The organism is Bradyrhizobium lablabi, from assembly GCF_900141755.1.
In the GTDB taxonomy this organism is placed as follows: domain Bacteria; phylum Pseudomonadota; class Alphaproteobacteria; order Rhizobiales; family Xanthobacteraceae; genus Bradyrhizobium; species Bradyrhizobium lablabi_A.
The window spans coordinates 4,695,867-4,716,098 of record NZ_LT670844.1 but is presented as its reverse complement, the minus strand read 5'-3'; the positions used below and the strand labels follow the sequence as shown (position 1 = coordinate 4,716,098).

At 62.3% G+C, this 20,232-nt stretch carries 16 protein-coding genes; 10 read left to right on the top strand and 6 right to left on the bottom strand.

What is annotated here, in order from left to right; all coding sequences use genetic code 11:
- Positions 1–38: 38 nt before the first annotated feature.
- From B5526_RS21880 to B5526_RS21860, 5 genes are all read left to right on the top strand, one after another.
- Positions 39–692 (top strand): ABC transporter ATP-binding protein, encoded by a 654-nt coding sequence (locus B5526_RS21880; RefSeq protein ID WP_079545176.1) that lies wholly within the window; start codon positions 39–41, stop codon positions 690–692.
- A complete protein-coding gene (locus B5526_RS21875; protein ID WP_079541513.1) occupies positions 689–3,151 on the top strand; it encodes an ABC transporter permease in 2,463 nt (820 codons plus the stop codon). The genes B5526_RS21880 and B5526_RS21875 overlap by 4 nt, the downstream gene beginning before the upstream one ends.
- The gene (locus B5526_RS21870) at positions 3,141–4,229 is read left to right on the top strand and encodes a lipocalin-like domain-containing protein (protein WP_079541511.1); all 1,089 of its coding nucleotides are present in this window, start codon (positions 3,141–3,143) and stop codon (positions 4,227–4,229) included. The genes B5526_RS21875 and B5526_RS21870 overlap by 11 nt, the downstream gene beginning before the upstream one ends.
- Positions 4,230–4,307: 78 nt before the next feature.
- Positions 4,308–4,700, top strand: coding sequence for an MAPEG family protein (locus B5526_RS21865; RefSeq protein ID WP_079541509.1), 393 nt, complete (start codon positions 4,308–4,310; stop codon positions 4,698–4,700).
- A 160-nt stretch (positions 4,701–4,860) separates the two neighbouring features.
- Positions 4,861–5,349, top strand: a complete 489-nt coding sequence (locus B5526_RS21860) for a DUF2059 domain-containing protein (protein ID WP_079541507.1) — start codon at positions 4,861–4,863, stop codon at positions 5,347–5,349.
- Between the two features lie 33 nt (positions 5,350–5,382).
- Here the strand turns inward: B5526_RS21860 and B5526_RS21855 are convergent, their stop codons facing one another.
- Entirely contained in the window at positions 5,383–6,570 is a 1,188-nt protein-coding gene (locus tag B5526_RS21855; RefSeq protein ID WP_079541505.1) for an OpgC domain-containing protein, read from the bottom strand.
- 352 nt (positions 6,571–6,922) lie between these two features.
- On the opposite strand from B5526_RS21855, the gene B5526_RS21850 reads away from it, so the two are divergent.
- Both B5526_RS21850 and B5526_RS21845 read left to right on the top strand, forming a co-directional pair.
- A complete protein-coding gene (locus tag B5526_RS21850; protein ID WP_079541503.1) occupies positions 6,923–7,477 on the top strand; it encodes a carboxymuconolactone decarboxylase family protein in 555 nt (184 codons plus the stop codon).
- Between the two features lies 1 nt (position 7,478).
- Positions 7,479–8,279 (top strand): SDR family NAD(P)-dependent oxidoreductase, encoded by an 801-nt coding sequence (locus tag B5526_RS21845; protein ID WP_079541501.1) that lies wholly within the window; start codon positions 7,479–7,481, stop codon positions 8,277–8,279.
- 227 nt (positions 8,280–8,506) lie between these two features.
- Here the strand turns inward: B5526_RS21845 and B5526_RS21840 are convergent, their stop codons facing one another.
- The gene (locus B5526_RS21840; protein WP_244562024.1) at positions 8,507–9,223 is read right to left on the bottom strand and encodes a transporter; all 717 of its coding nucleotides are present in this window, start codon (positions 9,221–9,223) and stop codon (positions 8,507–8,509) included.
- Between the two features lie 283 nt (positions 9,224–9,506).
- On the opposite strand from B5526_RS21840, the gene B5526_RS21835 reads away from it, so the two are divergent.
- Positions 9,507–10,253, top strand: a complete 747-nt coding sequence (locus tag B5526_RS21835; protein WP_079541497.1) for a hypothetical protein — start codon at positions 9,507–9,509, stop codon at positions 10,251–10,253.
- Between the two features lie 126 nt (positions 10,254–10,379).
- Here B5526_RS21835 and B5526_RS21830 read toward each other — a convergent pair whose 3' ends face one another.
- From B5526_RS21830 to B5526_RS21820, 3 genes are all read right to left on the bottom strand, one after another.
- Positions 10,380–11,576, bottom strand: a complete 1,197-nt coding sequence (locus tag B5526_RS21830; RefSeq protein WP_079541495.1) for an ABC transporter substrate-binding protein — start codon at positions 11,574–11,576, stop codon at positions 10,380–10,382.
- Positions 11,577–11,699: 123 nt separating this feature from the next.
- Positions 11,700–14,858, bottom strand: a complete 3,159-nt coding sequence (locus B5526_RS21825) for an efflux RND transporter permease subunit (RefSeq protein ID WP_079541493.1) — start codon at positions 14,856–14,858, stop codon at positions 11,700–11,702.
- Positions 14,855–16,030, bottom strand: coding sequence for an efflux RND transporter periplasmic adaptor subunit (locus B5526_RS21820; protein ID WP_433994659.1), 1,176 nt, complete (start codon positions 16,028–16,030; stop codon positions 14,855–14,857). Before B5526_RS21820 ends, B5526_RS21825 begins: the two co-directional genes overlap by 4 nt.
- A 307-nt stretch (positions 16,031–16,337) precedes the next feature.
- Between B5526_RS21820 and B5526_RS21815 the strand changes: the two genes are divergently transcribed.
- Complete coding sequence (locus B5526_RS21815) at positions 16,338–18,140, top strand: acyl-CoA dehydrogenase family protein (RefSeq protein ID WP_079541491.1); 1,803 nt, start codon at positions 16,338–16,340, stop codon at positions 18,138–18,140.
- Between the two features lie 109 nt (positions 18,141–18,249).
- On the opposite strand, the gene B5526_RS21810 is transcribed toward B5526_RS21815, so the two are convergent.
- Positions 18,250–19,257: a LacI family DNA-binding transcriptional regulator gene (locus B5526_RS21810; protein WP_172842080.1), complete on the bottom strand. Its 1,008-nt coding sequence runs from the start codon at positions 19,255–19,257 to the stop codon at positions 18,250–18,252.
- A gap of 82 nt (positions 19,258–19,339) precedes the next feature.
- Here B5526_RS21810 and B5526_RS21805 point away from each other — a divergent pair, with 82 nt between their 5' ends.
- A complete protein-coding gene (locus tag B5526_RS21805; RefSeq protein ID WP_079541487.1) occupies positions 19,340–20,209 on the top strand; it encodes a phytanoyl-CoA dioxygenase family protein in 870 nt (289 codons plus the stop codon).
- Positions 20,210–20,232 lie beyond the last annotated feature (23 nt).

Below are 20,232 nucleotides of genomic sequence, written 5' to 3'. Positions count from 1 at the left end.
CATCGCGCCGGCTTCGGATGGCAAACGGCAACCCCATCGTGCTGAGCGTTCGCGATCTGACCAAGACCTATCGTTCCGCCGGAGAGCAGATCGAGGTGCTCCGCGGCGTCAATCTGAGCATCGCCGCCGGCGAGCGCGTCGCGCTGACCGGAGAATCCGGCAGCGGCAAGAGCACGCTGTTGCATCTGATCGCGGGGCTGGATCGACCCGATGGCGGCGAGATCAGGATCGCCGACGCGTCCCTGACCGATCTCTCCGATTCCGGCCGCGCGGCGCTGCGGCGTGACCGGCTAGGGCTGGTGTTTCAACAGTTCAACCTGATCCCGAGCCTGACGGTTGAGGATAACCTCGCATTTCAATCGCGCATCGCCGGCTGTCACGATGCCGCCTGGCATGGCGAACTGGTGGAGCGACTGGGCTTGGGCGCTTTGCTCCGGCGCTATCCCGAGCAATTGTCCGGCGGCCAGCAGCAGCGGGTCGCGATCGGCCGGGCGCTTGCGATAAAACCGCTGTTGCTGCTCGCCGACGAGCCCACCGGCAATCTCGACGAGGCAACCGCGGACGGCGTTCTCGCGCTGGCGCGCGATCTGGTGGCGCGGACCGGCTGCGGTTTCCTGATGGTGACGCACTCCGTGCGGCTTGCCGCGACCCTCGACCGGCAGATCAATCTTCATGCGGGGCTGATCGCATGAGCCGCGTGGTATGGATTCTGGCGGTACTCCTCAGCCATTGGCGGCGGCATCCGATGCAGCTTGCGACCTTGCTGATCGGATTGATTTGCGCGACCGCGCTGTGGAGCGGCGTGCAGGCGCTGAACCAGCAGGCGCGATTGAGTTACGACCGCGCGGCGGCCGCGTTCGGCGGCACGCGAACCGCCACGCTGGTCGGTCGTCAAGGAACGACGTTCCCGCAAAAGCTCTTTGTCGACCTGCGCCGCGCCGGCTGGCCGGTGTCGCCCGTGCTCGAGGGCCGGATTCAAATCGGCGGCCGGCCGCTTCGGCTATTGGGGATCGAACCGGTCACCATCCCCGCGGAAGTCGGCAATGCGCCGGCGATTGGAAAAGCCGGCCTGCAATCCTTCGTCACCCCGCCCGGCGAAATGCTGGTAGCGCCGGAGACGCTGACCGACCTCAACCTGCCGGAAGGCGCAACGGCGGCCGCAAGCGACGGTACCGTGCTGCCGCCGCTGCACGTGCAACCGCAATTGGTGCCGGGCGTGGTGGTGGTCGATATCGGCATCGCACAGCGGCTTCTCAAAATGCCGGATCAGGTTTCCCGGCTTTTGCTCGGCAAGGCCAAAGGCGCGCGCGCACCATTAGCAAGCGTTGTAGGCGACAAGCTCGGCCTGGTCGAACCGGATGCGGAGACCGATCTCGCGCGCCTCACCGACAGTTTTCACCTGAATCTGACCGCATTCGGCCTGCTGTCATTTGTGGTCGGACTGTTCATCGTCAATTCCGCGATTGGTCTGGCATTCGAACAGCGCCTGCCGATGCTGCGAACCCTGCGCGCCTGCGGCGTGTCGGCCCGCATGCTCAACGCCGTGCTGGTGGCCGAACTGGTATCGCTGGCGCTTGCGGCGGGCATCGTGGGATTGGTCTGCGGCTATTTGATTGCGGCCTCGTTGCTGCCCGACGTCGCCGCGTCCTTGCGCGGGCTCTATGGTGCGCAAATTCCCGGTCAGTTGACGCTGCGCGGCGAATGGTGGATCGCCGGAATGCTCATCAGCGTCGCCGGCGCGCTGGTGGCGGCGGCCACCAGCCTTTTGAAGGCGATCCGGCTTCCCATGCTGGCGGCAGCCCAGCCCTATGCCTGGCAACAAGCACAGAGGCGCTGGCTGATTTTCCAAAGCGCGCTGGCGCTCGCCGTGCTCGTCGCCGCTTGTCTTCTGTTGTGGTACGGCGATTCGCTGGTCTCAGGGTTTGCCGTGCTGGCGGCCTTGCTGCTGGGCGCGGCGCTCGGCCTGCCCGCGATCCTGGAATTGGTATTGTCATTCGGCCAGCGGCGCGCCGATCGCGCGCTCGCGATATGGTTCTGGGCCGACAGCCGGCAGCAGCTTTCGGGATTGTCGCTGGCGCTGATGGCACTGTTGCTGGCGCTCGCGGTCAATGTCGGGGTCGGCACCATGGTCGAAAGCTTCAGCCGAACGTTTGTCAGTTGGCTGGACGGACGGTTGGCGGCGGATGTCTATGTCAACGCCGCCGACAATGCGCAGGCCGCCGAGATCAGGGCGTGGCTCCGCGAGCGTCCCGAGGTCGAGGCGATCCTCCCCGGCGGCCGGGCCGAGGCGCAGATCAATGGCGCCCCGATTGAAGTTTTGGGTCTCGCTGACAGCGCCACCTTGCGGGATCATTGGCCGCTGCTGGAGGCAAGCGCCAACGCCTGGATCCGCCTTCGTCCCGGCGATAGCTGTTTCATCAGCGAGCAACTGGCCCGGCGCTCAAACCTCGCAATCGGCGATACCGTCGAGGTGCCCGCGCCGGGCGGAAATTGGGCGCTTAAGATCGTCGGCATCTACGCCGATTACGGCAATCCCAAGGGACAGATCGCCGTCAATTTCGCGGCGTTGACCCGCCGTTTTCCCGGGATTCCATTGACGCGACTGGGTTTGCGGGTGGCACCGCCCGCGGTGCCGGCGTTGATATCGTCGCTGCAGGAAAAGTTCGGTCTCGATGGCCGCAACCTCTTGGATCAGGCCACGCTGAAAGCCGAATCGACGCGGATTTTCAACCGGACGTTTGCGGTGACCGCGGCGTTGAACGCTTTTACCCTGGGGGTCGCCGGTGTGGCGCTGCTGACCAGTCTGCTGACCCTGAGCAATTCCCGCCTGCCCCAGCTTGCGCCGCTCTGGGCGATCGGAATCACCCGGCGCCGGCTGGCGGCGATCGAACTATTGAAGACCATGTCGGTGGCGCTGATCACCACCCTGCTGGCGCTGCCGCTCGGTCTATTGGTGGCCTGGTGCCTGATCGCGGTGGTGAATGTGAAGGCTTTTGGCTGGCGGCTGCCGTTTCATGTCTTTCCGCTGCAATTGATCGAATTGCTGAGCGTGGCGATGGCGGCGGCGCTGTTGGCTGCGCTGCTTCCCGTCATACGACTGGCGCGCATGCAGCCGGCGAACCTGGTCAAGATTTTTGCCAATGAGCGGTAACCCTCAAATAACCCGCCGCGCCTTTGCGGCCGGCCTTGCGCTTGCCGGGCTAGGCGGCAAGGGCGCGCTTGCGCAGGGCTTTGCCGGGCTCGGCATGAGCGGGGAAGGGTTTGCGCCGGTCACGCCGGGCAAGATCTTCAGCTTTCCGGAAGATCACGGCCCGCATCCGGAGTTTCGGATCGAATGGTGGTATGTGACGGCTAATCTGACGGATACGAGCGGCGCGGCCTATGGCGCGCAGTGGACCTTGTTTCGTCAGGCGATGCGGCCGGGCGCGCAACAGGAAGGCTGGGCCAATCAACAGGTATGGATGGCCCACGCGGCCGTCACGCGCGGCGACACCCACCGTGCAAGCGAGAAATTTGCCCGCGGCGGCATCGGCCAGGCCGGGGTCGAGGCAAAACCTTTTCTCGCCTGGATCGATGCCTGGGAAATGCGCGGGATTGAGCCGATGCGCGATGACATGATTGCGCCGCTTGAATTGAAAGCATCCGGCGCGGATTTTGTCTATGCGCTGCGGCTCGATGCCGATCACGCGCTGGTGCTGCAGGGCGCGGCCGGCTACAGCAAAAAATCCGATCGCGGACAGGCCTCGTATTATTTCAGCCAGCCTTTTTTCAAGGCAAGCGGCCGCATCGTCATCGACGACAAGCCCGTTGGGGTCTCAGGCCAAGCCTGGATGGACCGCGAATGGAGCAGCCAGCCGCTGGCGTCGGATCAAACCGGATGGGACTGGTTCTCGCTGCATTTCGCTTCGGGCGAGAAGCTGATGCTATTTCGATTGCGCCAGACCGACAGCAACCATTACGCATCCGGCAACTGGATTTTGCCGGACGGCAAGACCGAACAAATCGCGTCCGCCGATATCCACATGACACCCAAGACTTCGGTCGAGGTCGCAGGCCGCCAGATTCCGGTTGACTGGGACATCGCGATCCCCCGCCTTAAGCTGTCGATTGCATCCGTCCCGTTGAATGCGAAGAGCTGGATGGGAACGAGCTTTCCCTACTGGGAAGGCCCGATCAGTTTTGGCGGCAGCCACAGCGGCGTTGGATATCTGGAGATGACAGGCTATTGAGGCCCGGCGTCATTCCGGGGCGCGAAGCGAACCCGGAATGACGGCGCTGTTAGCTTTTTTCTAGGGGGGATTTTCGCGATGTATCACTTCACGGCGCTCGTCACTTGCCTCGCTATCCTGTTTTATTTCTTCACCACCATTCAGGTGTCGAAGGCACGTGCCAAATTCGGCATCAAAGTGCCGGCCATCTCGGGCAATCCCGATTTCGAGCGGGTGTTTCGCGTGCAGATGAACACACTGGAATGGATGCCGATTTTCCTCCCCTCGCTCTGGCTGTTCGCGATCTATCTCAGCGACCCGTTCGCCGCCGTGCTTGGCCTCGTCTGGATCGCCGGCCGCTTCCTCTACCTGACCGGCTATTCGGAAGCCGCCAACAAGCGCGGGCGCGGCTTTGCGATTCAGGCCAGCGCCGCCATGATCCTTTGGCTCGGCGCGCTGGGCGCGATCCTCTGGCGCCTCGTCCATGGCTGACCAAGGCACGCGCTCAAGAATCTACAATAGCCCGCGTCTGGACAAACCCGAACCCCGCTGGCACCTTCGCAAGATTGGTCCGCGCGAAAAGGCTTGAATACGAGAGGCTCTTGCCCAGAAACTTAATTTTCAATCGCGTGATCCGTCATCGGAGGTACTCATGTCCGGACGCCCATTGATCGTCGCCAGCCTGCTTCTCTTCTCAATTTGCGCTGCACCCGCGCAAACGCCCTCACCTGACACCATGACCGCGGCGCGCAGCCTGGTGACGACAATGAAGTTGGCCGAACAATACAAGGCGCTCCTGCCGGCGATCCTTTTGACCCTCAAGCCTGCACTGGTCCAGGACAGGCCGGAGATTGAACGCGATTACGATGCGATGATGCCGATGATCGAGGATGCGTTTAAGCCTTATTATGCGGCGATGGTCGACGACGTCGCCGCCGTCTATGCCAACAATTTTACGGTGGGCGAGCTACGAGAAATTGAGGCATTCTATCGTCAGCCGGTCGGACAAAAGCTTCTCGAAAAGACGCCGGCTCTCACGCAGCAGACGAACCAGGTCGGCCAGGATGCGAGCCGCAAGGCAGCCGAGGATTTACGCGCCCGTTTGACCGAAGCGCTGCGTCAGAAAGGCCACAAACTATAATGGCTCGTCGTGCCGCAACCTGACTGACCGGGATCACGCTTTCCCGGGCTCGATCGCCGCCTTGGTTGCTCCGAACTCGCTCGCATCGACGAACAAATTGGGGACCTTCGCCGCCCGATCCAGAAGCCATGCGAGCGCGATCATGATCAGGATGCCGGCGGCGCTGACGACAAGTTGCTCCCAGACGCCCCTGGTGTACTGCATCAGGATCCAATGCGCTCCAAAGGACAGGAATACGCCGAAGCAGAAGATCGGCAGCGAATGCTGACCGCACAGGATCACCGGACGCAGCCATTTGGAGGTGAGCGGCGCCCAATGGCGCGGGAGATATCGCGAGACCACGAGCGCCAGCGCGAGGAAGTGCGTGAAGCGCAGCATATCGAGATCGGTCTTATCAATTGGATAGATCGCCTTGATCATCCATTTCGGCACCAACGATTCCAGGAACGCGCTGTGCCAGGTCATCACGATCAGCAGCGCAAAGATAATCCACGCAATGGCCACTGCCAGCGCCACGCGAGACTGGATCACGAACTGGAGCTTGGCTACGCCTCCGACGCCGCACCATGCCGCGAATACAAACATCAATTGCCAGGCAAACGGATTGAAGTACCAGGTTGTACCGGGCGGATACGAGGCGAAATTCCAGTCGAACCAGCGCGCCAAAACGTACAGGATAGCCGAGCCAAGCAAGGTCAGGTTCGGGCGTCGCGTCAGACCCCACAGGATCAGCGGTGCAGCCAGCATCAGCGATATATACAGCGGCAGCACGTCGAGATTGACCGGCTTGTAGCGCAGCGAGAGCGCCTGCCCGATCAGCACGTCGGGGTGCTGGAGAAAATTATGAACATTGAATTCATCCTCATACATCGGGTTGTCGAATTTCCTGACCGTACGGGCGATCTGCGCGGTAAAGAGCAGGAACAGCATGATGTGGGCGACGTACATCTGCCAGGCTCGCATCAATAACCGCTTGGTGGCGGCGAGAAATTGGCCACCGCGCACAATCGGACCGTAGATGTAGCCGGCAAGATAGCCGGAAATGAACACGAAGAACTCGGCCGCATCGCTGAAGCCGTAATTGCGCAGCGTCAGCCAGGCGACCACGTCGTGCGGAATGTGATCGAGAAATATCATCCACAGCCCGATGCCGCGGAAGAGATCGAGCCGGAGGTCACGCTCGACGGCAAGTGAGAGAGGTTCTAGATCCTGATCGGCCATCGTGCCTTATCCACTTTGTGTCGTTGGGTTTCCCGGCAAGGGTCAAAGAGGCGACGTCGGAAGACTTGCGGAAGGGAAGACTTGCGAAAGCCCTGGCGCCGCCGAATAATCAATGCGTTCACGGTGCCCCCTTGATGATCTCAGGGAAACCGTCGGCTAAAAACATAACCTAAGGTCGATTGACGAGTGCTCATTGTTACCTACCAGAATACACTGGCGTCAATATACGGGATGGGTCGAAAGGCGGAAGTCTGCTACGGCCCCGGCCAAACGACCGGGAAGCCGCGGCGCGCCAGCAAGCCCGGAACGGGATTGCCGAGGCCGCCGACTACATCAAGGGAGAACGAACAAGATGGCCCGCCTGCCCTATCTCGAGGCCGACCAGGTCGCGCCCGAATATCGCGACATGCTCAAGCGCAACACCAATCTGCACAAGCTTTTGGTCAACTCGCCCGACATGGCGCGGGCCTTCAACGGCATCGGCGGCTACATCCGCTTCAAGAGCAAGCTCGACCCGCGGCTGCGCGAGCTCGCTATCCTGCAGGTCGGCTGGCTGGAAAAATCGGAATATGAATTCACCCATCATGTGAAGATCGGCAAGGAATTCGGCGTTACCGACGCGGATATTGCGGACATGATGGCCGAGACCGAAGGCAAGACCTCCCAACTCGAGCCGCTGGCCAAGGCGACCCTGAAAGGCGCGCGCGAGATGGTGCGCGAGCTGGCGATGTCGGAAGCTACCTTCGCCGAGATCAAAAAATCGCTCTCGGACGAACTCATGACCGATCTCGTGCTCACCATCGCCTTCTATTGCGCGGTCGTGCGCGTACTCGCCACCATGAAAATCGATAACGAACCCTATTATAAAGAGGTACTGCAACAGTACCCGATCCCGGGAGTGACCTGACATGCGTTTGAAAGATCGTATCGCCATCGTCGTCGGCGCCGGCCAGAGCCCCGGCGAAGGCATGGGTAACGGCCGCGCCACGGCGCTGACTTTTGCGCGCGAAGGCGCTCGCGTGCTTTGTGTCGATCATCGTCTCGAATCGGCGCAGGAGACGGTTGATATGATTGCCGCCAAGGGCGGCACGGCGGCGGCCTTCAGGGCCGACGTCACCAAAAATGCCGAGCTCAAGGCGATGGCCGAAGATACGCTTTCGCGCTGGGGCCGCATCGACATCCTGCACAACAATGTCGGTGTCAGTCTCGCCGGCGGCGACGCCGGGCTGCTCGACATCACCGAGGAGGCGCTGGAGCGCTGCGTCGCGATCAATCTCAAGAGCTGCATTTTTGCGGCCAAGCACGTGATCCCGATCATGCGGAAACAACAAAGCGGCACCATCATCAACATCTCCTCGATGGCGGCGATCACCACCTATCCTTACGTCGCCTACAAGGCGACCAAAGCGGCAATGATCGCCTTCACCGAGCAGCTCGCCTACCAGAACGCGGAATACGGCATCCGCGCCAATGTCATTCTGCCCGGGCTGATGAATACGCCGATGGCGGTCGATACCCGCGCCCGCGAATTCAACAAAAGCCGCGCCGAGGTCGAAGCCGAGCGCGACGCCAAAGTCCCGCTGCGCAGGAAGATGGGCACCGGCTGGGACGTCGCCAACGCCGCTTTGTTCCTGGCATCCGACGAGGCCAATTTTATCACTGGCGTGACGCTGCCGGTCGACGGCGGCGCCAGCGTGCGGCGGGGGTAGAGCATGATGGTTTTGAATTGGAGCGGCGCGCGAGTCTCACTCACCTCGCCCCGCTTGCGGGGAGAGGTCGGATTGCGAAGCAATCCGGGTGAGGGGGAGTCGCCGCACACAACTAAGTTCGCAATTTGCGGAAGCAGCCCCTCACCCCAGCCCTCTCCCCGCGAAGGGCGGGGAGAGGGAGAAGTAATCGATCGCCGCTGCCGCTTTAACCTAAACTTGGCAAATCCTCAGAACGTGAAAAGCACCGACGTGTACCAGGAATATTGATCGGTCTCGTTGGTGTTCTCGATTCCCCGCCTGATGTAGCCGAGCAAATGGTAGGTGTCGCTGATGTCGTAGCGGGCGCCGAGCCCGATGCTCGAGGTCGCCGGCGTTCCACTGCCGTCGGCGGTCTGGTGGAACAGTTCGACGCCGAGCTGCAGCTTGGGCAGCAACTGGTAGGTGACAACGCCGCCAGTCAGGCAAAAGTCCTGCGCTGGGCGGGGACTAATCACACAGCCGCCGCCGCCGAAGGCGGACCATCCCCCGTTCCAATCCTTCTGCACCCATACGGGCAGCAATAGCGAGGGGGCGTTATTGCCGATGTTTTTGGTGGGGCTCGGCAGAAACACCCGCGGGAATACGCTGACGTCGAGACCGAAGGAGTCCTGGTGCAGAAAGCGGTATTTTGCGGCGAGTTCGATATTGCCCGGGCCGAAACTGGCGTTACCCGCGGCGGGATTGTCGAAGGCGAAAGGTAACGTCGCCGTCAATTGGAGATCGGGCGCGGCACCGTAGTTGAAATCGATCCCCGACGCGCCGCCGATGTCGCCGCGCGTGGCGGTGCCGTTGGTGGACGTGTAGATTTCGAAGTGCTTGTAATCGGTCGGTTCGGGATCGTCGGACACGTAAGGAGGTCCGGCGAGCGCCGGGCGCACCAACAAAACCGTGGCAACAGCGATCATTGTCGATTTACGCAACATCAAAGGTCCGTGGCATCACACCTTGTTGCCGCTCTCCTGTGGCCTCTTAAGGGATGCTTCGCGATCCTATGCGGCAGGAAAACGATGCCGGCGTTCCAGAACAGCCGCATGAAACATCCGGTGTCGCCGCAATTTTAGTCAGTCAAAAACGCCATAGTGACTTGCGCGACCTTGCCGAGGCCATTTTGATGCTTCATGGATTAGTTTCCCGCGCGTTCATCCCGATGCCTACCTAAAACCAGCCATTCGAAATCAGACGGTCCCCATGCAACAAATTCATCTGCCGACACTCGGCGCGCGCTATTGGGCCGCGCTCTGCCTTGCCAGCATCTTCGGCGCCAACATGGGCGATCTCTTTGCGCATAATCTGGGATTGGGACACGTCGCCGGATTGCCGTATCTCGCGCTCGCGCTCGCCATCGTCCTCGTCACCGAGCGCTTCGACCGCTCCGTCCACCAAGTGTATTACTGGACCGCGATCATCATCGTCAGAACCGCGGCGACGAATTTTGCCGACTTCGCCCAGGGCGATATGAAAATTCCGCGGGAGTTGGTGATGGCCGGCTTGACCGCGGCCCTCGTCATCGCGCTGTTTGCAAGCTGGCAGTTCGCATGGCGCGAGCAATCCACCAAAGACTCCGCCTCGGATACGGTGCTTCGCGCGGACGCGGGCTATTGGGTCAGCATGTTCATCGCCGGCACGCTCGGGACCGTGATCGGCGATTACTGCTCGCACAATCTCGGACTTGGCGACGGCGGAGCCGCTCTGCTGCTGGTTCCCATCCTGGCACTGCTGTTTGTGATCGCCCGCAACGGATTGCTCCGGTCGTTGCCGTATTACTGGCTGACCATCGTGATGGTCAGGGCGGCCGGCACGGCCGTCGGAGATTACGAGGCCGGCCGCCATATGCTCGGGCTTCCGCTGGGTACGCTCGTCACCGGCACCCTGTTCGTTGCGCTGCTTGCGATGTGGCGAGAACCGAAGGCGCAGCTGGTGCCCGCGGAACGATGATATACGTCGTCCCGGCCTTGAGCCGGGACCCAACCACAAATGTTCGTGGTTATGCTGAGCTGGTGCTCCAGCTTTTAAAATAGCAAATTCGGTGGTTATGGGTCCCGGCGTTCGCCAGGACGACATCTATTTCGTCAGCGGACAGCCGCTATCCTTGGCCGAGAGGAACGCCTTGTCGCCCGGCACCACGGCGAGTTGCTTGTAATAGTCCCAAGGCTTCTTGGACTCCGACGGCTTCTTGACCTCGAACAGATAGAGGTCGTGCACCATACGGCCGTTGGGGAGGACCTTGCCGCCCTGGGCGAACATGTCGTCGACCGGCAGCTCCTTCAGTTTCGCCGCAACCGCCTCGGTGTCCTTGCTGCCAGCAGCTTTCACCGCCTTCAGATATTGCAGCGTCGCCGAATAGGTACCAGCCTGAATCATGTTCGGCATGCGGCCGGTCCGCTTGAAGAAGCGCTCCGAAAACTCGCGGGTCTTGTCGTCATGATCCCAATAAAAACCTTCCGTCAACACCAGGCCTTGGGCGGCTTCCAGACCGAGGCCGTGGACTTCGGCCAGTGTCAGTAATAGCCCGGCGAGTTTCTGGCCACCCTTGACGATGCCGAACTCCGCCGCCTGCTTGATCGAGTTGGTGGTGTCGAGGCCGGCATTGGCGAGCCCGATGATTTTTGCCTTCGAGCTTTGCGCCTGCAGCAGGAACGAGGAAAAATCCGACGAGTTCAGCGGGATGCGCACCGACCCCAGCACCTTGCCGCCTTTTTCCTTGATGAGATCGCTGGTGTCTTTTTCGAGCGCATAGCCGAAGGCGTAGTCGGCGGTCATGAAGAACCAGGTGTCGCCGCCGGCCTGGACCAGCGCGCCGCCGGTACCGACCGCGAGCGCATGGGTATCATAGGCCCAGTGAAAGCCGTAAGGCTGGCAGGCATCGCCGGTCAGGCGCGAGGTCGCCGCGCCGACGACGATGTCGATCTTCTTCATCTGCCTCGATAGTTCGTGAATGGCGAGCGCGACCGAGGACGTCGTCAGTTCGGTGATCATGTCGACGCCTTCGACCTCATACCAGCGCCGCGCGATCGAGGTTGCGAGATCGGGCTTGTTCTGGTGGTCGGCGGTGATCACCTCGATCTTCTGGCCGAGCACGCTGCCGCCAAAATCCTCGACCGCCATCTTGGCCGCCTCGAAGGAATATTTGCCGCCGTAATCCGCGTAGACCCCGGACTGATCGTTCAGGATGCCGATTTTTACACCCTGTGCCGATGCTGGCCCCGCAAGCAACAATGCGCACGCCGCGACGGCCGCGTACAACAATTGCGATTTCATGTCCGACTCCCCTGCTCTGTTCTGAGCACGATATTATTTTATAACCCTAAGGTCGCCCATCTATTTGAACTAAGCCAATAGTATCTACGGGCACCGCAGCAGCGAATTGATGATCGTCGGCCGCTAGCCGACCGCCACCGGCTTTTTGCCGTGCTTCCCGTCGGCCAGGTTGCGCACGATCATGTAGAAGATCGGCGTGAAGACCAACCCGAACAAGGTCACTCCCAACATGCCGAAGAACACGGCGACGCCGACCGCCTGACGCATTTCCGATCCCGAGCCGGTCGAGACCACGAGCGGCAACACCCCGAGGATGAACGCGAACGACGTCATCAGGATCGGACGCAGCCGCAAGCGGCAGGCCTCGATCACGGCTTCCAGCCGATCGCGGCCTTCGAGCTCGATGTCGCGGGCGAACTCCACGATCAGAATGGCATTCTTGGCGGCAAGCCCGACCAGCACCACAAAGCCGATCTGGGTCAGGATGTTGACGTCCTGTCCCATGATGCGCACGCCCAGTGTCGCAGCCAACAGGCACATCGGCACGATCAGGATGACGGCAAACGGCAGCGTCCAGCTGCCATATTGCGCCGCCAGCACCAGATACACGAACAGCACGCAGATCGGAAACACATAGAGGCCTTGATTGCCGCCGGTAACCTGCTGATAGGACAGGTCGGTCCACTCAAAGGAAAATCCGCTCGGCAGCGTCTCGGCCGCCAGCCGCTTCATGATGTCGATCGCCGTCGCCGAACTGGTGCCCGGCGTGGTATCGCCCTGCAACTCCGCTGCCGGATAAAGATTGTAGCGCGCGACCCGGTCCGGTCCCGATATATCCTGGAAATTCACGACGCTGCCGAGCTGCACCATGTCGCCGGCGGCATTGCGGGTACGCAGGCGGGCGAGGTCGGCGGTTTCTTTGCGGAACGGCAGATCGGCTTGCGCCGTGACGTGATAGGTGCGGCCGAGGATATTGAAGTCGTTGACATAGGCCGAGCCGAAGTAAATCTCGATCGCGTCGGTGACGTTCTGGATCGGCACGCCGAGCTTTTGCGCCTTGATGCGATCGATATCGACGAATGTCTGCGGCGTATTCGCGGTGTAAGGTGAAAACACCGACGTCAGCCCCGGCGTCCTGCGCGCCGCGGCGACGAGTTCGTCGGTGGCCTTGGCCAGCAAGTCGGGGCCGCGGCCCTGCCGGTCCTGGATGCGCATGGTAAAACCGCCGCCGGTGCCGATGCCGGGGATCGAGGGCGGCGGAATGACGATGATGAAAGCTCCCTCAAGCGCGGAGAGCCGCTTGCGCAGTTCGCTGGTGATCTTCGCGGCCGTCAAACCCTGCTTTAAACGCACGGCCGGCTCTTCGAACACCGGAAACAGCGCCGCGGAATTGCTGGCCTGGGTGCGGGTCGCGCCGGATAGGCCGGCGAATACCGCCACGCGAATGATGCCGGGCGTGTCGAGCGCGATCTTCTCGATCTGGCGCACGATCTCGGTGGTGCGCGCGAGCGAGGCCGCGCCCGGCAATTGCACGGAGACGATGATGTAGCCGCGGTCCTGCGCCGGAATAAAGCCCTGCGGCGTGGTGGCGAGCAGCCATCCGGCGCTGCCGATCAACGCCAGATAGAGCAGGAGCATCAATGCCGAATGCCGGATCACAAAATTGGCCGCACTGCCATAGAGATGAGACGCCCGGTCAAAGCCGCGGTTGAAAAGGGTTGTGAATTTTTCCCAAGCCCGCCCGATGAAATTCCAATTCGCCGGCGGCCGCTTCTCTTCATGCGGCTGCAGGATCTGCGAGGCCAGCGCCGGCGACAGCGTCAGCGAGCAGAAACAGGAGATCGCGGTCGCGACCGCGATGGTGACGGCGAACTGCTGAAAGAACTGCCCGGAAATGCCGCCCAGAAACGCGGTCGGCACGAACACCGCGCAAAGCACCAGCGCGATCGAGACCAGCGCGCCGCCGACCTCCTCCATGGTCTTGAGCGCCGCGTCGCGCCGGCTCATGCCGTCGCGCAGATGACGCTCGACATTTTCCACCACCACGATCGCGTCGTCGACCACGATGCCGACCGCGAGCACGAGGCCAAACAGGGTGAGGTTGTTGATGGCAAAGCCGAGCGCAGCCATCGCCGCAAAAGTGCCGACCAGCGACACCGGGATTGCCACGATCGGAATGATCGCCGGACGCCAGCCCTGCAGGAACACCAGCACGACAATGACGACGAGCAGCATCGCCTCGTAGATCGTCTTGATCAATTCAGAGACCGACTGCGCGATGAACTCGGTCGGGTTGTAGCCGATATTGTAATCGAGCCCCTTGGGAAAATCGGCCTTCAGCCGGACCATGGCGTCGGAAATGTTTTTCGCGGTGGCGAGCGCGTTCGAGCCGGGGCGCTGGGTCACCAGCATCGCGACCGCGGTTTTCCGAAGCAGGAAGCTGTTGGTTGTGTAATCCAGTGCGCCCAATTCGATCCGGGCAACATCGCGCAGCCGCACGGTGCGCCCCTCGGCGCCGGCTTTGACCAGGATGTCTTCGAACTGCTGGATATCCTTCAGCCGGCCGGTGAAGGTGAGGTTTGGCTGGAATGACCGATCCGCGATTGGCGGCGCGGCGAGCTGGCCGCCGGTGATCTGCAGGTTCTGGGCGCGGATTGCGGCCAGCACGTCGCCCGCCGTCAATCCGAGGTTGGCGATCTTGTCGGGATCGAGCCACAGCCGCATCGAGTAGTCGCGCGCGCCGAAGATCTGGATGTCGCCGATGCCGTCAAGCCGCAGCAATTGGTCGCGCACCTGCAGCAGCGCGTAGTTCGAGATATAGAGCTGGTCGAAGGTGTCGTCCGGCGACAGCATGAACACGACCATCAGGATATCAGGACTGTTCTTGCGCGTGACGACGCCGTTGCGCTGCACTTCCTCCGGCAATTGCGGCTGCGCGATCGCGACCCGGTTCTGGACCAGCACCTGCGCCTTGTCGAGATCGGTGCCGAGCTTGAAGGTGACGGTGATGGTGAGCTGGCCGTTCGAGGTCGCCTGGCTGTAGAGGTAGAGCATATCCTCGACGCCGTTGATCTGCTGCTCGATCGGCGCCGCCACCGTGTCGGAAACGGTTTGCGCGGAGGCTCCCGGATATTGCGTGGTGACCACGACGGTTGGCGGAACGACCTGCGGATATTCCGCCACGGGGAGCGTGGTGTAGGCGATGGCGCCGACGATTAACAGCACGATGGACAATACCATCGCCAGGATCGGCCGGTTGATGGAAAGCTGACCGAGGTTCATGTCTTGCTGCCGGCAGGAGCCGCTGGTGCGGCATGCGGGCTCACCTTTGCCCCGACACGCGCGCGCTGCAGCCCATCAACGATCACGCGGTCTTCCGGCTTGAGGCCTTCGCGGACCACCCGCAGGCCCTCGTCGAGCGGCCCGAGGGTGACCGGTTTTGCTTCAACCGTGTCGTCGTCCTTGACTACGAAAACGATTTTTCGCGATTGGTCGGTTGCGATCGCGGTGTCCGGCAGCAACAGCGCCTCATATGGGGCGCTGGCGATCAGCCTGACACGGCCGAACTGCCCGGGCAGGATGGAAAGATCCTTGTTCGGGATCACCGCCCGCCCGCGCAGCGTGCCGGTGGAAACGTCCAGCCGGTTGTCGAGGAAATCCACCTTGCCGTCATGTGACGGTTTTGTTTCGCCGGTCAGCGCCACCTGGACCGGATTTTGCGTCTCGCGCGAGCTCGGGCGCTTGCCCTCGAAATAAAGCCGGTTGTATTTGAGGTAGGTCGCCTCATCCAGATCGAAATAGACGTAGATCGGATCGAGCGAGACGATCGAGGTCAACAGCGTGCCGCCGCCAGTGTCGCTGCCCTGCACGAGATTGCCGATGCTGACGAGATGGCGGCTCACCCTGCCGCTGATCGGGGCGATGACGTGGGTAAATTCGATATTGAGCTTGGCCGCCTTCAGCAAGCCTTCGGCCTGCATCTCCGCGGCCCTGGCCGCCTGCAGCGCCTGGCGGCGCTGGTCGACGACGGAATCCGAGACCGCCTGGGTTTGATTCAAAGTCAGGCCGCGGTCGAGTTCGCGTTTTGCCAGTTCCGCCTTGGCGCGTGCGTCCGAGAGCTGGCCGTCGGCCTGCTCGGCAACCGCTTCGAACGGGCGGGGATCGATGATGTAGAGCAGATCGCCGGTATTGACGGTAGCGCCGTCACGAAATTCGACATTGGTGACGAAGCCGCCGACCCGGGCGCGGACCTGGACCTCTTCGACCGCGTCGAACCTTCCGGTGAATTCGTCCCAATCGGTGACGGTGCGCTTGACCGGCTGGGCGACGGTGACCGGCGGCGCGGCGGCGGCCGCCGCAGCCGGCTGGGCCGGCTTGTCGCCGCAGCCCGACAAGGTGACCGCGAACAACGCAACCAGCGGCGTAACGCGGCGCAGTGAACGGGAACCGAAGATATGTGGTTGAGCTCGGGGCTCCGATGGCTCAGTCGCGCTCAATTTTATCTTCCCCCACTTTTTGCCAACGCGCGGTCGCGGCGGCAGGACCAAGATGAGATCGGGCGTCAGTCTGTTCAAGTATCGGCCGGGATCAAGCAAAATCATTGTGCGTCGACAGCGCCGCCTATCCAAAAATTTGGTCGAACCGACCGATAGGGTTGGAAAAAGCTGCCGGAAGGGGATATTGAGCGGCAGGTCGCGGCCATGCTGCGTGTCGTCGCGGATGGCGTCTAGCTGGCCAATCGGCTGGGGAACGAGGTCCAATATGCACGCGCCTCCGTCACGCAAATCGCCCGGCAACCTGCAAGAGAACCTACAAGAGAATTCGCAGGAGCGACGCCGCGGCTCCGATTCCATCGCACCGGATTGCGCCGGGCAAAATTTCTACGCCATCGATCGCGGCCTGCGCGATCTTCTCGCTCTCTATCTGGAGCCCGATGACCTTCGGCGGCTGGAACCGCATTTCGATCGGCTGGGCGGCCTCGCGGGCGGCCGGCTGGATGAACTGGCCCGGATCGCCGACAAGCACCCGCCGGTGCTGAACGCGCGTGATCGCTTCGGCCGCGACGAGGACTGGATCGATTATCATTCCTCCTACCGCGACATGGAACAGATCGCGTTCGGCGACTTCCAGTTTCACGCCATGAGCCATCGCGCCGGCACGCTCGGCATGGATCATCCGCTGCCGGCGGTCGCCAAATACGCCCTGCAATATCTGTTCGTGCAGGCCGAGTTCGGATTGATGTGCCCGATCAGCGTGACCGACACCTCGATCCATCTGATTCGCAAATTCGCCAGCGCCGAACTCAAAGAATACCTCTTACCAAAAATGCTTTCCGGCGATCTCGCGACGCTATGGAAGGGCACGCAGTTCATGACCGAACGCACCGGCGGCTCCGACGTCGGCGCGATCGAAACCACGGCGCGCTGCGAGGATGGCGTGTGGCGGCTCTATGGCGACAAATGGTTTTGTTCGCACGCCGACGCCGATGTCGCGCTTCTGCTGGCGCGGTCCGAGGGCGCGCCAGATGGTACCAAAGGGCTTGCGCTGTTTGCGCTGCCGCGCCGGCTCAAGGACGGCCGCCGCAACGCCTATCGCATTGTCCGCCTCAAGGACAAATTGGGCACGCGCTCGATGGCGAGCGGCGAGATTTTGCTGGAGGGCGCCGAAGCCTATCTGGTCGGCGAAGCCGAGCACGGGCTGAAGCAGATGATGGAGCAGGTCAGCCTGTCGCGGCTCTCGCATGGCGTGCGGGCAGCTGCGATTATGCGGCGCTGCGTCAACGAGGCGATGGTGTGCGCACGCAGCCGGATCGCGTTCGGCAAGACCATCATCGAATATCCGTTGCTGCGCCGCCAGCTTCTGAAGATCGCGATACCATCAGAACAATCGCTCTCGATGTTCCTGTTTGCGGCAAGCGCGATGGACCGCGCCAATGCCGGCTCGAAGGAGGCTGAAAGCCTGCTTCGCATTCTCACGCCGCTGCTAAAATTCCGCGCCTGCCGCGACAACATCCCGGTCGCGACCGGCGCCATGGAGGTCCGCGGCGGCAACGGCTACGTCGAGGAATGGGTGAATGCACGGCTGGTTCGTGATGCCCATATCGGCGTGCTCTGGGAAGGCACCAGCAACATCAACGCGCTCGACATTGTGACGCGCGCCGTCGGCAAGAGCCGCGCCCACCTCGCGCTGCAAACCGCGCTCGCAAAACGGCTCGACGAGGCCACGCAAGTGCCGGCGGTGTTCCGTAACCAGTTGCGCCTTACCCTCGACCGGACGATTGGTTTTGCCGAACGCGTCCCCGCCGAGCCCGCGCTGGAAGCGAATGCGCGGCAAGCCGCCAGCGCGCTCTATCACGTCGCAAGCGCGATCCTGATGACATCGGAAGCAGCCCAGCCGGGCGTTGACGCGCGCCGGGCGCTGTATGCGCGCCTTGTCCTGGAACACCGCCTGAGCGCGCAAGATCCGCTCGAGCCGCGTACCCGCGACTGGGAACGCGAGGCGGCGGCCATTATTTTTTCGGAACGCAAGGTTGCGCTAGCCGAGATCGCCGGGCTTTTAACTTAGCGCCGTCATTCCGGGGCGCGCGATCGCGCGAACCTCGGATGCGCAATTGCACATCGGGGAATCTCGAGATTCCGGGTTCGACGCTACGCATCGCCCCGGAATGACGGGATCACCCGCTATCCCGCAGCACCAATTCAAAACCGAGATCGACATGGCGCGGGCCCTCGCGCGTCAGTATCAGTTTGGCAGCGGTGCGGCCAATGGCGTCGCCGTGGACGCGGATGGTGGAGAGGCTTGGCGAGATCAGCCGGCCCATTTCCAGATCGCCGAGGCCGATGACGGCGACCGGTTGCTCCGCGGCCGGCCCATGGCGCAAGAGTCCGGCCGCGCGCAGGCCGGACATGAAGCCGATCGCATGCGCGTCGTTGGCGGCAAACACCGCGTCCACGCCGGGCAAATTCGCCAGCGCCGCAACGCTGCCCGAAGCGTTGCGCGCGAGAATCAGCCGGCGCGGCGCTTTTGCACCAGCTGCCCGCACCGTGTCGTTGAATCCATTCCAGCGCCGCGTCGCCCTGGGATCGTCGCCGCCGATGAAGGCGAGACTCTCGCGCCCCTGTGCAACGAAATGGCGCGCGACGGCGACGCCGGCTTCATAATTGTCAAATCCCGCGACCGCGTCGATCGGCTCGGCCGGAAGCTCCCACGTCTCCGCAATCGGAATACCGGCGCGCCGCAATAGCCGCGCGCCATCTTCGGTCGCCGGCGAGCCCACCATGATGATCGCCTCGGGACGCCGCGACAGCAATGCCGCGAGCATGCGATCCTCCCGCGCCGCGTCGTAGCGCGACTGGGCTAGAATTACGGCATAGCCGAGCGGCTCCAGTTCGTCGGACAGGCCTTGCACCGTGTCGGCGAAGATCGAATTCGCAATCGTCGGCACCAGCACGCCGACTGAACTGGTGCGGGCGCTGGCAAGCGAGCCCGCCACCTGGTTCGGCACATAGCCCAGTTCGCGCATCGCGGCCTCGACCCGGCCGCGCGTCTCTGGAGCAACCAGGTTGGGCAAACGCACCACGCGGCTGACCGTAATCGACGATACGCCGGCGAGCTTCGCGACGGCGGACAGCGTCGGCGCGGAATGCGGTGCGGTGGGATCGGGGGTGCTCATCGCCAGCATGATATGCATCATTTGGCTTGCATGGGGCAAATGATAGCGCTAACATTCGGCCATGGTAGCGCTATCAGGAGAAAAAAGTCCAATGATTTCAGAACAAGACGTGCAGGCCTACAAGCGCGATGGCGTGATCGTGGTGCCCGAGGTGCTGGATGCGACGACGCTTACGCAGGTGCGCTCGGTGATCGCGGAGCTGGTGGCCGGCGCGTCAAACACGACAGAACACACCGAAATCTACGATCTGGAACCGGGCCACAACGCGGAAAGCCCCCGCGTCCGCCGCATCAAGACGCCGCACAAGGTGCACGCGCTGTTCAACGACATCGTGCGCAGTCCGGCGGTCCTCGACATCCTGAAGAAACTGATCGGCCCGGGCTTACGGCTGCACGGCTCCAAGCTCAACATGAAGTCGGCGCGTTATGGATCGCCGGTCGAATGGCATCAGGACTGGGCGTTCTATCCGCACACCAATGACGACGTGCTCGCGATCGGCGTGCTGCTCGATGATTGCGACCTCGCCAACGGGCCGATGCTGGTGACGCCGGGCACCCATAAAGGCGAGGTCTGGAATCATCATGGCGAAGACGGCTGCTTTGCCGGCCTGATCGATCCTGACACCATCAAAAGCGAGATCGAGCGCGCGGTGCCCTGCATGGGGCGGGCCGGCAGCATGTCGTTCCACCATGTCCGGGCGCTCCACGGCTCGGCGATGAACACATCCGACCGCCCGCGCAACCTGCTGCTCTATGAAGTGGCCGCAAGCGACGCCTGGCCGCTGATGGGGGTGAAGGATTTTGATGAGTTCAACAGCCGCCTGTTGTCCGGCGATCCCGTCATTGCGCCGCGAATGACAGAAGTCCCCGTGCGCTTGCCGCTGCCACCGGCAAAACGGCAGGGATCCATCTACGAAACCCAGTCGGCGGCGAAGAAATCCTACTTCACCCGCGCCGCGTGATTTTGAACGAGTCCGTGCGATGC

Bases quoted from the DNA above. Each gene is read 5' to 3' on its own strand.
- B5526_RS21850 (WP_079541503.1), top strand. From the start codon at position 6,923: ATGGCCCGCCTGCCCTATCTCGAGGCCGACCAGGTCGCGCCCGAATAT.
- B5526_RS21865 (WP_079541509.1), top strand. From the start codon at position 4,308: ATGTATCACTTCACGGCGCTCGTCACTTGCCTCGCTATCCTGTTTTAT.
- B5526_RS21830 (WP_079541495.1), bottom strand. From the start codon at position 11,576: ATGAAATCGCAATTGTTGTACGCGGCCGTCGCGGCGTGCGCATTGTTG.
- B5526_RS21870 (WP_079541511.1), top strand. From the start codon at position 3,141: ATGAGCGGTAACCCTCAAATAACCCGCCGCGCCTTTGCGGCCGGCCTT.
- B5526_RS21875 (WP_079541513.1), top strand. From the start codon at position 689: ATGAGCCGCGTGGTATGGATTCTGGCGGTACTCCTCAGCCATTGGCGG.
- B5526_RS21860 (WP_079541507.1), top strand. From the start codon at position 4,861: ATGTCCGGACGCCCATTGATCGTCGCCAGCCTGCTTCTCTTCTCAATT.
- B5526_RS21825 (WP_079541493.1), bottom strand. From the start codon at position 14,858: ATGAACCTCGGTCAGCTTTCCATCAACCGGCCGATCCTGGCGATGGTA.
- B5526_RS21840 (WP_244562024.1), bottom strand. From the start codon at position 9,223: ATGATCGCTGTTGCCACGGTTTTGTTGGTGCGCCCGGCGCTCGCCGGA.
- B5526_RS21845 (WP_079541501.1), top strand. From the start codon at position 7,479: ATGCGTTTGAAAGATCGTATCGCCATCGTCGTCGGCGCCGGCCAGAGC.
- B5526_RS21855 (WP_079541505.1), bottom strand. From the start codon at position 6,570: ATGGCCGATCAGGATCTAGAACCTCTCTCACTTGCCGTCGAGCGTGAC.
- B5526_RS21815 (WP_079541491.1), top strand. From the start codon at position 16,338: ATGCACGCGCCTCCGTCACGCAAATCGCCCGGCAACCTGCAAGAGAAC.
- B5526_RS21810 (WP_172842080.1), bottom strand. From the start codon at position 19,257: ATGCTGGCGATGAGCACCCCCGATCCCACCGCACCGCATTCCGCGCCG.
- B5526_RS21805 (WP_079541487.1), top strand. From the start codon at position 19,340: ATGATTTCAGAACAAGACGTGCAGGCCTACAAGCGCGATGGCGTGATC.
- B5526_RS21835 (WP_079541497.1), top strand. From the start codon at position 9,507: ATGCAACAAATTCATCTGCCGACACTCGGCGCGCGCTATTGGGCCGCG.